A 14,226-nucleotide genomic window follows, 5' to 3' on the forward strand; every position below is an offset into this window, starting at 1 on the left:
GCTCCGATGATCGGAGCGGGCTCTGTTCGAGTTCTTCGAGCTGGGTCTCAGCTGCCGTTACCTGCCGGGAGGGGAATCGCTGACTGTGATCGAGACGCCGGCGCGTACTGCCAGCCGGTGGATGCTGACGGCGAACACGGCAGTCACGATCAGCAGACCGCCGAGGCGTGACGCTTCTGGCCACGGGTCCTCGAAGACCTTGCCCAGCTGGATGCCGGCGAAGGTGAGGTACGCCACCGAGTACACGACGAGGGCGACACGGGCGAGACGTCGTCCCCATGGCGCATGGTCGGTTTCGCGGTCAGTCGTTGCGTTCGTCATTGGATTCCCCCGAGAACAAGGTAGTTGCGGACCGTTGGTGCCTGGGGCGGCAACGTGACCATGCCGCATCGGCTCCGGTGCGTTGTGCGCCGCTTGTTGATCGCCGCACTGGCGGCGGTGTCGTTGTGCGTGTCGGCCATGGAAGGCCTCCTTCGTTTCGGTGGATCGGTACCACCTCGACTGTGACCGCCCGTTGCGGTACAGCAATGGCCTCGCCGGCGAAAGGCGGACGGGGTTTGTACCCATCTACCCCACCTTGCTGCCGAACTGGGCACGGAACGAGCCCCGCAGCAGTGTGCTGCGGGGCTCGTAGTCGTGAGGTCCCACACCCCAGCGCAGGGCTGGGGCAAGGTGGAGATGCCGGCGGGGCGAGGGGTGGCTCGAGGGCTTCAACGAAGCCAACACCATCACCTCTGTTTGCCGAACACTGCCGCAGCGCCGCCCTCCTCACATCTCGTTCGGGCTCAAGCGGCCTTGGCGGTGGTCTTGGCCTTCGGCTTGGCGTCGCGGGTCAGGGGCTTGACGGCCTTGACGACGCTCTTCGCGAACTTCTCCTGGTTGGTGAGGAGCTTCTTGGAGAAGGCGAACTGGGTGGTGACGACCTCTTCGAGGGTCGGGACCTGGTCGAGGACGGCGATCTCGGGGAGCTCGACCTCGGGGAGGCGGTCATCGAGGAGCTGGACGGCCTGCTTCACGTAGCCGAGGACCTCGTCCTGGACCTTGACGATCAGCTCGAGGGCCTTGTCCTCGTAGGTGGTCACGGTGGTCATGATGGTGGTGCTCATCGCGGTGCGCTCCTGTGGGGGCTCGGGGTGCTTGGTGCTGTGCTAACTGTATCAAGCACCTGCTTGATAGACCAGATGACCTCGGTCACACCGGGCGCCAGGCGCCGCTCAGGCGGTGGCGACGAGGCCGAGCGCGTCCTGGAGCAGGTGCCGCCAGCCGTTGGCCTCGATCCCGAGGTCGCGCAGGCGGGCCTCCGCCACGCCCCGGGCGGTGGCCGCGTCGACGCGATGGGCCTGCTCGGCCACGCCGGCGTCGACGAGCCGCACGATGGCCTGGGCCAGGCGATCCCCCGTCGCATCGAGGTCGGCGATCGCCTTCGCCAGGACGCTGCGGGCCTCACCGGCCCGCTCGCTGACGGCCAGTGCGATGCCTCGGGCGATCTCGGCGTAGGCACGGTCGAGGTAGGTGTGCGGCAGCGTCACGAGCTCGTCCGCCAGGCACTGGGCCGTCTCCGCGTCGCCATCGACGGCGGCAACGAGCGCCCGGGCGCTCTGGACGTAGCCCCGGGGTTCGACGTGCTGCTCGAGCACGGCGTTCGCGGCGGCCACGTCGCCGTGCTGCAGGTGGTGCAGCGCGAGCGCCCCGACCCGATCGCCGAAGCCGACCGAGTCGGTGTCGCCGAAGCCCTTGCTCTCGGCCAGGGCCACCGTGCCGAGCTCGACGTCGCCGAGCTGCACGGCGGCCATCAGCATGGACACGCGTGCCATCCAGGCCTGCTCGTCGCCCTCCGGTCCGACCCCGTCGGCGAGCGCGCTGCGCAGCTCCACCAGCCCGGACTCCACGTGCCCGGCCATCAGCAGCGCCCGGCCGAGCCCGCACCTGGCCTGCAGCTCGCCGATCTGGTCGTCGATCTCCTCGAACAGCGTCACGGCCTGGCGGGCCGAGTCGACCGCGTCCTCGGTGCGGCCCGACCACAGTGAGATCGACGCCGACAGCACGCGCATCATCGCCTCGCCCCACCGCTCCCCGCGCTGGTGGGCATCGTCGCCGACGGCGGTGGCCAGGGCCAGCGCCTCGTCGTTGCGCCCCTGGTGGAACCGCACCCACGCCAGCAGCCCGCGCGACCAGGTCAACCCGCCGGGATCGCCCAGCTCCTCGAAGGTCGCCATGGCCGCGGTGACGCGATGCTCGGCCTCGTCGATGCGGCCCGCGATGTAGGCCGACCACGACAGGTTCTGCAGCGCCCAGGCCATGCCCCGACGGTCGTCGACCTCCTCGAAGAGCCCGTGGGCGGCGCGAAGGGCGTCGTCCGCGGCGACGAAGTCCCCGCCGAAGAGGTGGACCATCCCCTGGAGCCGCTCGGCCTCTGCGCAGCCCGCCACGTGGTCGGCGGCGGCGAAGTGGGCCTTGGCCCGGGTGAGCGCCTCGAGGGCGTCGGCGAACGTGCCCCGGTGGTGCAGGGCGTCGCCCCGGACGAGGAGGATGTCGCCGAGGGCGCGGTCGTCGCCGGCGGCGGTGGCCAGGACCTCGGCCACCTCGGTGTCCTGGAGGGCGGCGTCGAGCTCGTAGCGGTCGACCCGGGCCCGGGCGCGGAGGCGCAGCAGCTCGGCGCGGTCTGGGTGGTCGTCGCCCATCAGCCCGAGGGCCCGGGTGGTGAGGGCCTCCACCGTAGCGGGGTGGACGTCGGCCTCGGCGCGCAGCGACGCCCGGTGCAGCCAGTCGACCGCCTGCGCGCAGACGTCGTCGGGCACGTCGGACACCGAGCCGATCTCGGCCACCAGCTCGGCGGCCGCCGCCCAGTGGTTGGCGATCTGGTCGACGATGTGCTCGCGCTCGTGGTCCTCGTGGTCGACGATCCAGCGGGCGATGCCGGCGTGGGAGCGGGCGCGGTCCGCCTTGGTCAGCGTGGAGTACGCGACCTCGCGGATGACCTCGGAGCGGAACGTGTAGAGGTCGCCGTCGAAGACGAGGAACTCCCGGGCGGCGAGGCTCTCGAGGTGGGCGCGCGCCGCCTCGGCGTCGACACCGCGCTTGACCTGGGCCATGGTGACGAGGGCGTCGGTGCGGTTGCGCCGGCCGAGGACCGCAGCATCGTCGAGGATCTTGCGGTCGCCGGGGTTGAGCGCGTCGAGCCGGGCCGCGACCAGGCCACGGAGGGTGGAGGGGAGCTCGCCGCCCTCGGCGGTGAGCAGCCCGTCGATGGTGCGCACGCCGGCCTCGCCGACCAGGGCGACCAGCTCCTCGAGGTAGAAGGGGTTGCCACCGGAGCGCTCGACCAGCATCGACGCCATCGACGGGTGGAGCGCGCCGTCGGTGAGGTGGGCCAGCAGCCGTCGGCTGGCCTCGTCGCTCAGCGGGTCGAGGTGCAGCACCACCGAGTTGGCCGCAGCCGGTGACGGGGTCCACCGCTCGCGCAGGGCCCGCCGAGCGGTGGCGAGCAGCACGAAGGGGCGGCGGGCCAGGCGGACCAGCAGGGTGTCGATGAGGTCGAGCACCTCCTGGTCGGCCCAGTGCAGGTCGGACAGGACGACGAACAGGGGCTTGCGCTGGCTGAAGCCCTCGGCGAGGGCGACCACCGAGCGGATGGCCTCCTCGCGAGCCCGCGTGGCGTCGATGCCGCGCAGGGCGCCGTCGTGGCCGAGCAGGTGGTGGAGGCCGGCGACCACGCGCTCGAGCTCGTCGAGGCGACCGGAGTCGGTGAGCGCGTCGGTCGCCGCCGCACGAAGCGCCTGGTCGACCTCGTCGGCGGTGGCGTCGGAGGAGAGACCGACCGAGACCCGGAGACCCTCGGCGACGGGCCACCAGACGTTGGCCTCGCCGTAGGGGACGCAGCGACCCTCGAGCACGAACGCGCCGAGGTCGGTGCGGGCGTGCACGGCGACCTCGGCCGCCAGCCGGGACTTGCCCATGCCCGCCTCGCCGTGCACGAGCAGCAGGGCGGCGCGGGAGCGGTCGATCGCGGTCTCGGTGACGCCGGAGAGCAGGGCCAGCTCGGTCTCCCGGCCGATCAGTGGTGCCCGGTTGTGCCGCAGCCGCTGGCCGGGGGGCGCCACGGCCCGGACGGCGATGGATGCGTGGACGGGCAGGCGCTTGCCCTTGGCCAGCACCGGGTCGATGTCGGCGTACTCGAAGGAGTCCCGCGTGGCCATCCGGGTCTCGGGGCCGACAACCACCGTGCCCGGCTCGGCGGCTTCCTGGAGCCGGCTCGCCGTGTTCACGACGTCGCCCATGGCCGTGTACTCCCGGCCGGCCCGGACCGTGCCCACGAGCACCTCGCCCGTGTTGATGCCGACCCGCATCCGGACGGGCACCCCGCCCTCGGCCGCCATGGCCGCGATGGTCTGCTGCATGCGCAGCCCGGCGCGCACGGCCCGCTCGGCATCGTCCTCATGGGCCACCGGTGCACCGAACAGGGCCACGATCGCATCGCCGACGACCTTGTCGACCCGACCGCCGAAGTCCTCGATGTCCTCGGCCAGGCGCTCGAAGCAGCGATCGACCAGGGCCTTCACCTGCTCCGGGTCGAGCTCCTCCGACAGGGCGGTGAACCCGACGAGATCGGCGAAGAGCACGGTGGCGATGCGGCGCTGGTCGCCGACCACCACGAGCTCGTGCCCGCACGACGAGCAGAACCGGGCGCCGACGGGCACCTCTGCTCGGCACTGGGGACACTGCACGACGGCAGTCTACGGCCGGGGAAGTCGGTGCCCGGCGGGACATCTGACCCGTACCGTGTCAGGAATGTCGATCTCCCCGGCGCCCGCACCCCCCACCGTCGCGGCCCGCACCGAGCGGGCCACGAAGGTCTACGGGAGCGGCGACACCGCCGTCACCGCCCTCGACGAGGTCGACGTGGCGTTCGATGCCGGGCGGTTCACGGCGATCATGGGCCCGTCCGGTTCGGGCAAATCGACCCTGATGCACTGCGTGGCCGGGCTGGACTCGCTCACCGGCGGCCGCGTGCTCGTCGGCGACGTGGACCTGACCACGCTCTCGGACAAGGAGCTGACGACGCTGCGCCGCGACCGGATCGGCTTCGTGTTCCAGGCGTTCAACCTGATCCCGACCCTGAACGCCCGGGAGAACATCACCCTGCCGCTCGCCCTCGCCGACCGGAAGCCCGACCAGTCCTGGGTGGACGAGGTCGTCGCCACGGTCGGCCTCGGCGACCGCCTCGACCACCGCCCCGCCGAGCTCTCCGGCGGCCAGCAGCAGCGCGTCGCCGTGGCCCGCGCACTGGCCAGCCGGCCCGAGATCGTGTTCGCCGACGAGCCCACCGGCAACCTGGACTCCTCGACCTCGGCGGAGATCCTGCACTTCATGCGCGGCGCCGTCGACGAGCTCGGCCAGACGATCGTCATGGTCACCCACGACCCGCAGTCCGCGTCGTACGCGCAGCGCGTCCTGTTCCTGGCCGACGGCGCCATCGTCGACGAGATGGCCGACCCCACCGCCGAGCGGGTGCTCGATCGCATGAAGCGGTTCGGGGACTGACGTGTGGCGGGTCACGCTCCGCTCGCTGTGGGAGCACAAGCGCCGCCTGGTGTCGACCGTCCTGGCCATCGTGCTCGGCGTTGCGTTCATGTCCGGCACCTTCGTGTTCGCCGACACGATCGACAAGGTGTTCGCCGACCTCTTCGGCGAGACGCGGTCCGGCGTCGACGTGCAGGTGCAAGGGGTCGAGCTGTTCGACGGGGGCTTCGGCGGGCAGGACGCGCGGGAGCTGCTGGACATCGGGCTGGTCGACGAGGTCGCGGCCGTCGAGGGCGTCGCCGTGGCCGAGCCGTTCATCCAGACCGTCGGCTTCGGCTCGCAGAACCGGGTCCTGGGGCCCGACGGCGAACCGCTCGGCGCATCGGCGGGGCCGCCGACGCTGATCGAGAGCTGGGTGGCGTCCGAGCGCCTCAATCCTTACCGCATCGCCACGGGCGAGCCGCCGAGCAGCGACGACGAGATCGCACTCAACGTCGCCGCCGCCGAGGACGCCGGCTACGAGCTGGGCGACGAGGTCCGGGTCGTGTCCCAGCTGGGCGAAGCGACCTACCGCCTCGTCGCCACGTTCACCTTCGGCGAGGCCGAGTCCGCGGCCGGGGCCGTGTCGGCCGACTTCACCCTGGCCGAGGCCCAACGCCTCGCCGGCCTCGAGGACCGCACGCAGGTGGTGCTGGCCGCCGGCGATGGCTCGGTGGACGAGGAGGCCCTCACCCAGCGGGTCGCATCCGTGCTGCCCCCCACCGCCGAGGCCCTCACCGGCACGGAAGCAGCCGAGCTGGAGGCATCCGACATCCAGGAGGGCTTCGGCTTCTTCCGACAGCTCCTGTCGATCTTCGCCGGCATCGCCCTGCTCGTCGGCACGTTCATCATCGCCAACACCTTCGCGATCCTCGTCGCGCAGCGGACCCGGGAGCTGGCGCTGCTCCGGGCCATCGGCGCCGGTCGACGGCAGGTGCTGACCTCGGTGCTGCTCGAGGCGCTCGTCATCGGACTGGTGGCCGCGGTGCTCGGCCTGCTCGGCGGCATCGCGCTCGCCACCGCGGTCACCGCCGCCCTCGAGGCCTCGGGGGCCGACCTGCCGACCTCCGGGCTGGTCATCAGCGCGACCACAGTGGTGACCGCACTGGTCCTCGGGCTCGGCATCACCCTGCTCGCCTCCGTGGTCCCGGCGATCCAGGCCACACGCGTGCCACCGCTCGCCGCGCTGCGCGACGTGGCCGTCGACCGCTCCGGCGCGTCCAAGCCCCGCATCGTCGCCGGCGTGCTGCTGCTCGCCCTCGGCGGCTGGTCGCTGTCGTCGGCCTGGCGGGTGGACGAGCCCGAGGTGGCCACCGTGGGCCTCGGTGCCCTCGCCCTCATCGTCGGCGCGATCGTGATCGGGCCGGTCCTCGCCGAGCCCAGCGTTCGGATCCTCGGCGCCGCGCTCCCCCGCCTCCGGGGCATCACCGGGGTGCTCGCCACCGAGAACGCGGCCCGGAGCCCCAAGCGCACGTCCGCCACCGCGTCCGCGCTGCTGATCGGCGTGGCGCTCATCGGGTTCATCACCGTCTTCGCCGCCTCCGCCCGTGAGTCGGTGGTCGCCGAGGTCGAGCGGGGCTTCACGGGCGACCTCATCATCCAGTCCGAGGCGAGCGGGTTCGGACCCCCGGGCGGGTTCCCGCCGGCCGTGGCCGACACGATCGCCGCCGTCGACGGCGTGGAGACGACCTCGCGCATCGGGTTCACCCAGGCCCAGGTCACGTACCCGGACGGGCGGGCCGGGACGCAGTTCGTCCAGTCGGTCGACCCGGCCACGCTGTCCCAGGCCTTCGACGCCCGCATGGCCGTCGGCGAGGTCACCGACCTCGGTCCCGGCGGCGTCCTGGTCGACGTCGGCGTGGCCGAGGACAACGACGTCGACGTGGGCGACGTGGTGCTGCTCACCGGCACCGGCGGCCAGTCGGTGCAGCTCGAGGTCCGGGCCCTGTCCGACGACCTCACGCTGCTCGGCTTCTGGTCGATCGACACCGCGGACTACGAGCGCCTGGTCACGGAGCGCCAGCTGGTGCAGGTGATCGCCACCGTCTCGGACGGGGCCGACGTCGACGTGGTGCGAGCCGACGTCGAGGCCGCGCTCGCCGGCGTGCCCGCCATCGATGTCCTGGACCGCGACGGGTTCATCGGCAGCCTCACCGACCAGATCACGAGCTTCCTGACCCTCGTGAACGCGCTCCTCGCCCTGTCGGTGATCATCGCCATGATCGGCATCGCCAACACGCTCTCGCTGTCGATCCACGAGCGGACCCGCGAGCTCGGCCTGCTGCGAGCCGTCGGCATGACCCGCTCGCAGCTGCGGTCGGCCGTGCGGTGGGAGGCCGTGCTCATCTCGGTGCTGGGCACGCTCGTCGGCCTGGCGCTCGGGCTGGTCGTGAGCTCGGCCCTGGTGCGCTCGCTCGAGTCCTTCGGGCTCACGCGGTTCCGCGTGCCGGTCGGCCAGCTGGTCGTGGTCGTGCTGGTGGCCGGCGCGCTCGGCGTCATCGCCTCGATCCGCCCGGCCCGACGGGCCGCCCGCCTCGACGTCCTGGACGCGATCGCTGTCGAGTGACCGGGTGGGAGGATGGCGGGATGGCACGCACCCCCGCCGACCTCACCGACGACGACCTCGCCTTCCTCGCCGAGCGGCACCTCGCCACGCTGACCACGCTGCGGCCCGACGGCTCCCCGCACGTCGTGGCGGTGGGGTTCACCTGGGACCACGACGCCGGCATCGCCCGGGTCATCACCTGGGACGCCTCCAAGAAGCACCGCAACGTGGCCGGTCAGCCGGGCGGCCGGGCCGTGGTCTGCCAGGTCGACGGCGGGCGCTGGCTGTCGCTGGAGGGGCCGGCCACTGCGGTCACCGACTCAGACGCCTGCCGCGACGCGGAGGCCCGCTACGCCCAGCGCTACCGCGAGCCCAAGTCCCGCGAGGACCGCTCCGTCATCGAGATCCGCGTCGATCGGATCCTCGGCCGCTCCTGAAACTGTCAGTCGTGGTGTAGCGCGCGGCGTCAGCCCTGGCCGCCGAGCTCGCAGATCAGGCGCTCGACATCGGCGATCGGGTTCGCCTGGGTCACCGCCATCGCCGCGGTCCGCATCTCGGCTTCGGTGGCCCTCGGAGCGTCGCGGTGGAACCGGATGATGTCCAGCCCCCGCTCGTAGTCGGTCGAGAAGATGTACTCGGTGCCGTCATCGTCCACGACCCACGACGCGGCGCCGGCCGCACCGACGACCGGCTGGAAGAAGCCGACCTCCTGCATCGAGTAGTCGGGCAGCACCTCGATGACCTTCACGCCGTGCTCGTACCAGCTGGCTGCGATCAGGGTGTCGCCGTCGCGGATGTCGAACCAGTGGCCGGAGCAGCCGAGGCCGTTGGCGGCGGGGTTGCCGTCGAGCCACGTCCCGTTGACCGGCCGGAAGGTGTGCAGGGGCTCCATGGTGGCGCCCTGGTCGAAGTCGGCGATCGAGAACGTCGTGAGGCCACCGGACTGGTCGTCGCACTGGGGGACGATGTTGGACTCGGAGTTGCCGATCACCAGCTCCCCGGGGCGGAGGTGGCCACCGAACGGGTCGTCGTTGGTGGGCAGGACGGCGGCGTGCTGCGTGCCGCCGGGGACCCCGTTGGCCTTCGGTGACGCCGTGATCGGGAGCCCGGCTGCGGGTCCGCGCGACGCGCCGCCGTCGAGGCTCCGGGGTGTCCAGTCCGCGGCGTTGGGGCGGGCGTTGTTGTGCTGGAGGAACCCGTCGCCCTCGTGGTCGGCCGGGTCGGACGTGGCCAGGAGCACCGGGTTCGCCGGGTCGGTGGCGTCCATGATCAGGCGGGGTTCCGAGTCGCTGATCATGATCGTGACCGGCTGGCCCGTCTCCGGGTCGAGGTGCACCGACCGGTTGAGGGCGTGGCTGCTGGTGACCCGCTCGTCGAGGTCGAACCAGCTGTTGTTGAGCGTGCGGATGTCCTCGGTGCCGTCTGCGTCGGCGGGCACCCGGTAGATCGCGCCCCGGTTCCCGTAGATCCACTCGCAGGCATCGTCGGCGCAGGTCGCGGTGTGGTTCGTTCCACCGGCGGCGTCGTCGAGCCAGGCGACCACCTCCGGGCTCGACGGGTCGGAGGTGTCGACGATGTGGAGCCCACGAGTCGCCTGGATCGGGACCAGCAGGCCGCCGTCGGCGGCGATGATGGCCCGGGTCCCGTCCTCGGAGACCTGGATGTCCTCGTTCTGGGAGTGGGGCAGGAGCAGGAAGCCGACCCGCTGGGGGTCGGCGGGATCGTCGATGTCGTAGATCGTGAGGCCCTTGGCGCCGTTCACGTAGAGGAGGCGCTGGTCACCGACCTCGCGGACCGCGTGGCTGACCCCCGGCGACTCGATCGGGACGGTGCCGACGTACTCCATGTTCGCCGAGGCGATCGCACCCGGCAGCTGGACCAAGACGGCCGGCTCCGCCTGGGCCGGCGCCACCGCACCGGCGCCCCAGGCCACCGCACCCAGCGCGGCCGCCGCCACGATCGACCCCCAACGCATCGACCCCCAACGCATCGACTTCGACACCCTGCACGCTCCTCGCCCCGCCGAGGCCCGCACGGTGCTCGCGCGGCGACCCACCTGCGACGGCCGACGGTGCGCACTTCGACGGATCGGTGCCGGCTTCCTCCCCTCGAGGCGGGCGGCCGATCCCGTTCTGGCCTACATCGAACCCCGCATGTGGGATCGGATGTAGGCCAGAACCGTCAGTGGTGAGGTGGGTCGGCGCCGGGGCCGAAGATGAGGCGCGGACCGCGGTCCCAGGTGAGGTAGTTCCACGCCCAGTTCACGAGCACCGACAGCCGGTTGCGGAACCCGATGAGCATCACGAGGTGCAGTACCAGCCAGGCGGCCCAGGCGATGGACCCGACGAGGATCGGCACGCCGGGGATCTCCGCCACGGCCGAGCGGCGACCGATGGTGGCCATGGTGCCCTTGTCGCGGTAGCGGAACGGCTGGGTCGGCTCGCCGGCAACCATGCGCAGGACGTTGGCGGCGACCAGCTCACCGGCCTGCATGGCCGCGGGCGCCAGCTGCGGTGCGGCGCCACCGTCCTCCACGGCGCCCGGCGTGTGGGCCAGGTCGCCGATCGCCCAGAGGCCAGGACGGTCCGGCACGGAGAGGTCACGATCGACGACGATCCGACCGCCCGGTCCCTGCGCCACGCCGAGCACCCGTGCGAGCGGGTTGGCCTGCACGCCGGCGGCCCAGACGAGGGTGTGGGCGGGCAGCCGTTCGCCACCGTCGAGCACGACGTGGTCGACGCCGACCGAGGACACCCGGGTCGACAGCCGCACCTCCACGCCCCTGCGGCGGAGCGCGTCGATGGCGTGGTCGCGGCTGCGGGTGCCGAAGGGCGTGAGGAGCGAGTCGGCCATCTCGATCAGCACGACCCGGGCCCGCTGCACCGGGAGGGTGTGGAAGTCGTCGCGGAGCACCTTGTCGAACAGCTCGGCGAGCGCGCCGGCCGTCTCCACGCCGGTCGGGCCGCCGCCCACGATGGCGAAGGTGAGGGCGCCGTCGTCGATGAGGGACTGGTCGAGGGCCGCGGCCTCGAAGCGCTCGAGCACCCGGTTCCGCAGCCGGGCGGCGTCGTCGAGGGTGTAGAGCGGGTAGCCGTGCTCGGCCACGCCGGGGATGCCGAAGTCGTTGGCGGTGGAGCCGGCGGCGAGGACCAGGTGGTCGAACGGGAGCGGGGCCTGACCGGCGACCTGCACCTCGTGGCGGTCCCAGTCAACGCCCTCGACGGTGCCGTGGCGGACGTCGATGTTGCGATGGCGCTGGACGATGGCCCGGATCGGGTGCGCGACGTCGGCGGCGTTCAACCCGCTGGTTGCCACCTGGTAGAGCAGCGGCAGGAACGTGTGGAAGTTGTTGCGGTCCACGACGGTGACGTCGACGGGCTGGTCGGCCAAGCCCCGCAGCACGGACAGCCCACCGAAGCCGGCACCGACCACCACGACCTTCGGCCGCTGGGATCCGTCCTGCATGTCGTCGCTCCTCCCGGACCAAACTTCGTGAACGCATTCACAAGTGTGCCGGATCGTGCGGGTCGTCGCACGCGGTTTCGCAGCGGCGCGGGATCAGGCGGTGGTCGGACCGAAGAGGTGGAGGAGGCCGCGGCTCGCGGCGCTGGGGAAGATCGACGGGTGGTGCTCGTCGGGGAGCACCTCCAGGTGGACGTCGAGCCCCTTCGTGCCCCGGCTGCGCAGGCGCCGGACCAGCCGCTCGGCGTTGGTGACCATCGCGGCGGCCGCGACGGCCGCCGGCGGCATCGCCACCGGCCAGGCGCGGGTCTCGGCCGACTCCTCGCGATCGCCGACGGCCAGGTACACCTGGGCATCGAGCTCTCCCCGTCCCGCGGCCGTGCGCTCCTCGACCCTGAGGACCTCGGCGTCGTCCCACCAGATCGCCGGGCTGGCGAGGATGTAGCGGCGGAACACCTCCGGGCGGGTCAGCAGGGCGTGGCAGCCGAACAGGCCGCCGAGGGACCAGCCGATGATGGTCGCATCGGCCACGTCCGCCCGGTGCTCGGACGCGACGTGGGGCAGGACGTCGCCGGCGATGGCGTCGAGGAACCGATCGGCACCGCCGGCACCGTGCGCCGGCGGAACGGGAGGCGCGAGCAGCTCGGGGATCGGCGCGTCGGTCGGCGTGAGGTCCCGGAAGCGCAGCGACATCGTCGTGAGCGGATCGGCGTCGTAGCCCACGCCGACGACGAGCAACGGCGGGAACGCCCCGAAGGCGAGCAGGCTCAACGACCGCGTGATCCCCACGACGACGTCGAAGGTCGCCATGGGGTCGAGCACGACGAGCGTCGCCAGGGGCTCGGTACCACCAGCGGCGAGCGGTGGCTCGGCGACGGTCACCTGCAAGCGCTCGCCGAGCACGCTCGAGTCCAGGTCGTAGACCTGGGTGTGCTCCAGCGTCCGAGGCCCACGCGCCTGCCAGGTGCTCACGACGCGGACGATACGCCAGGCCGAGGAGCGCCGCCTGGCTTCCACGCATCCCACCTCGTTCTGGCCTATATCGAACCCCGCATGGCGGATCGGATGTAGGCCAGAACGGTCAGGTGGGGGTGGTCGGGGCGTGGGCCGGCTGGCAGGTCGGGCACCAGTAGGTGGAGCGGGCCATCTCCCCCTGCCGGCGCATCCGCACCACCGATCCGCAGCGAAAGCACGGCTGGCCCCGCCGGCCGTAGACCGCGACGCCGTCTCGGTAGGTGACCCGGCGGGTGCGGCCGAGGTTGGCGACGAGCAGCCGGTGCGACGTGTCGAGCACGCGACGCAGGTCTTCGGCCGGCACGGCGGCGAGGGGCGTGAACGGGTCGAGGCCGTGCAGGAAGCAGACCTCGGACTTGTAGACGTTGCCGATGCCCGACGCGATGCGCTGGTCGAGGAGGGCGTCGGCCAGTTCGGTGCCGGGCGCGGCGAGGGCGGCGCGGGCGACGGCGGCGTCGAGGTCGGGGGCGGGGCCGGTGAGATCGGGGCCGAGGGTGGCGAGCGGGAGCGGCTCGCCGGCGTCGCGGTGGTAGGTCTCCACCACCGGCGCCTGGAAGCACACGCCGAGCCACCCGCCGTCGGCGCCCACCACCGCTCGGGCGAGGTGGGCACCCTTCCGCCACGGCTCGCCGTCCCGGTACAGGTGCCAGGAGCCGGTCATCTTCATGTGCGTGCGGAGGGTGATGCCGCCGCTGAAGTGGACGAGCAGGTGCTTGCCTCGGGCCTCCACGTCGTCGATGCGCTCGCCGAGCGCCGGGCGGTCGCCGACCAGGCGGGGTGCCTCGAAGCGGGTGAGGACGTGGCCGGCCAGTGCCGGGCGCATGCGGATGGCCGCCCGGTGGATCGTGTCGCCCTCGGGCACGTCAGGGGGTCCCGGCGGCGCCGCCGAACAGTCCGAGGATGCGCCAGCCGACGTCGGGGAACCCGCTGGCATCCGCGGTGCGGGCCGAGGCGACGTTGCTCTCGGCGTGCAGGTAGACGGGCACGGCACCGTCGGCCAGCACCCGCCGGGCGGCCTGGGTGACGAGGCGACGGGCGAACCCCTGGCCGCGATGGGCCTCCTCGGTGACCACGGCCAGCTCGTGACCGCGGGCGTCGTGCTGCTTGCGCCCGATGCCGGCAGCCGCCGAACCGTCGTCGGCCAGGGCGACGAGCACGTCGCCGTTGAACGGGTGGAGCCACTCGGGCACCCGCGGGTCGTCGCGGGGCAGCCACGTCCCGGGGTCGTCGGATGCGGTGGGCTCGGTCGACCAGCGGAAGACGCCGGCGCCGTACCGGGCACCGGGGAGCTCGAGCAGATCGGGGAGGCGCTCGCCGAGCGCGGCCAGCACGTCGTCGACGCCGTCGGCCTCGAGCTCCTCGACCGCAGCCCCGACGAGCGCTTCGGCGGCCGGGGGCACGGACACCACCGCACCGTCGGGTGTGGCCACGCCGTTCAGTGCCCGGACCGCCCCGTCCCACCCGGGTTCGACCCGCCGCTCGGACCCCACGACGTGCACCGGCTGGGCCGGGGGCCAGGCACCGAGCCAGGAGCGCAGGTGCGCCTGGAGGCGGGGATCGACCTCGGCGGGATGCGTCACCCCGCCACGCTACTGCGGTTACCAGCGGTACATGTCACACCGGAATCCGGGCAGGGACCCTGTACG

General features: G+C 72.6%; 13 protein-coding genes. 4 read left to right on the forward strand and 9 right to left on the reverse strand.

Annotated features, from left to right (window positions below; translation table 11 throughout):
- Window positions 1-57: 57 nt before the first annotated feature.
- From RGQ06_RS02335 to RGQ06_RS02350, 4 genes are all read right to left on the reverse strand, one after another.
- Complete coding sequence (locus tag RGQ06_RS02335; RefSeq protein WP_432429686.1) at window positions 58-321, reverse strand: hypothetical protein; 264 nt, start codon at window positions 319-321, stop codon at window positions 58-60.
- Entirely contained in the window at window positions 318-461 is a 144-nt protein-coding gene (locus RGQ06_RS02340; protein WP_432429687.1) for a hypothetical protein, read from the reverse strand. The genes RGQ06_RS02335 and RGQ06_RS02340 overlap by 4 nt, the downstream gene beginning before the upstream one ends.
- A gap of 324 nt (window positions 462-785) precedes the next feature.
- Window positions 786-1,106, reverse strand: coding sequence for a hypothetical protein (locus RGQ06_RS02345; RefSeq protein ID WP_432429688.1), 321 nt, complete (start codon window positions 1,104-1,106; stop codon window positions 786-788).
- Between the two features lie 108 nt (window positions 1,107-1,214).
- Window positions 1,215-4,724 carry an adenylate/guanylate cyclase domain-containing protein gene (locus RGQ06_RS02350; RefSeq protein WP_432429689.1) on the reverse strand — a complete coding sequence of 1,170 codons (3,510 nt, stop codon included), beginning with the start codon at window positions 4,722-4,724 and terminating at the stop codon, window positions 1,215-1,217.
- Between the two features lie 64 nt (window positions 4,725-4,788).
- On the opposite strand from RGQ06_RS02350, the gene RGQ06_RS02355 reads away from it, so the two are divergent.
- Genes RGQ06_RS02355 through RGQ06_RS02365 form a run of 3 tightly spaced genes read left to right on the forward strand, consistent with a single transcriptional unit; the run spans window position 4,789 to window position 8,541 of the window.
- On the forward strand, window positions 4,789-5,541 hold the full coding sequence (locus tag RGQ06_RS02355) for an ABC transporter ATP-binding protein (RefSeq protein ID WP_432429690.1): 753 nt from the start codon (window positions 4,789-4,791) through the stop codon (window positions 5,539-5,541).
- Between the two features lies 1 nt (window position 5,542).
- Entirely contained in the window at window positions 5,543-8,125 is a 2,583-nt protein-coding gene (locus tag RGQ06_RS02360; RefSeq protein ID WP_432429691.1) for an ABC transporter permease, read from the forward strand.
- Window positions 8,126-8,145: 20 nt separating this feature from the next.
- Complete coding sequence (locus RGQ06_RS02365) at window positions 8,146-8,541, forward strand: PPOX class F420-dependent oxidoreductase (protein WP_432429692.1); 396 nt, start codon at window positions 8,146-8,148, stop codon at window positions 8,539-8,541.
- A gap of 29 nt (window positions 8,542-8,570) precedes the next feature.
- On the opposite strand, the gene RGQ06_RS02370 is transcribed toward RGQ06_RS02365, so the two are convergent.
- Window positions 8,571-9,950: an LVIVD repeat-containing protein gene (locus RGQ06_RS02370; RefSeq protein WP_432429693.1), complete on the reverse strand. Its 1,380-nt coding sequence runs from the start codon at window positions 9,948-9,950 to the stop codon at window positions 8,571-8,573.
- Here RGQ06_RS02370 and RGQ06_RS02375 point away from each other — a divergent pair.
- Window positions 9,934-10,275, forward strand: coding sequence for a hypothetical protein (locus RGQ06_RS02375; protein ID WP_432429694.1), 342 nt, complete (start codon window positions 9,934-9,936; stop codon window positions 10,273-10,275). The two genes, RGQ06_RS02370 and RGQ06_RS02375, sit on opposite strands and share 17 nt — an antisense overlap.
- Window positions 10,276-10,285: 10 nt before the next feature.
- Here RGQ06_RS02375 and RGQ06_RS02380 read toward each other — a convergent pair whose 3' ends face one another.
- The 4 genes from RGQ06_RS02380 to RGQ06_RS02395 form a co-directional block, all read right to left on the reverse strand.
- Complete coding sequence (locus RGQ06_RS02380) at window positions 10,286-11,569, reverse strand: NAD(P)/FAD-dependent oxidoreductase (protein WP_432429695.1); 1,284 nt, start codon at window positions 11,567-11,569, stop codon at window positions 10,286-10,288.
- 93 nt (window positions 11,570-11,662) lie between these two features.
- A complete protein-coding gene (locus tag RGQ06_RS02385) occupies window positions 11,663-12,538 on the reverse strand; it encodes an alpha/beta hydrolase (protein ID WP_432429696.1) in 876 nt (291 codons plus the stop codon).
- A gap of 109 nt (window positions 12,539-12,647) precedes the next feature.
- Window positions 12,648-13,442: a DNA-formamidopyrimidine glycosylase family protein gene (locus RGQ06_RS02390; RefSeq protein ID WP_432429697.1), complete on the reverse strand. Its 795-nt coding sequence runs from the start codon at window positions 13,440-13,442 to the stop codon at window positions 12,648-12,650.
- Between the two features lies 1 nt (window position 13,443).
- Entirely contained in the window at window positions 13,444-14,160 is a 717-nt protein-coding gene (locus RGQ06_RS02395; RefSeq protein WP_432429698.1) for a GNAT family N-acetyltransferase, read from the reverse strand.
- Window positions 14,161-14,226: the final 66 nt, after the last annotated feature.

The sequence above is a fragment of the Salinilacustrithrix flava genome (assembly GCF_041228405.1).
Taxonomy (GTDB): domain Bacteria; phylum Actinomycetota; class Acidimicrobiia; order Acidimicrobiales; family Salinilacustritrichaceae; genus Salinilacustrithrix; species Salinilacustrithrix flava.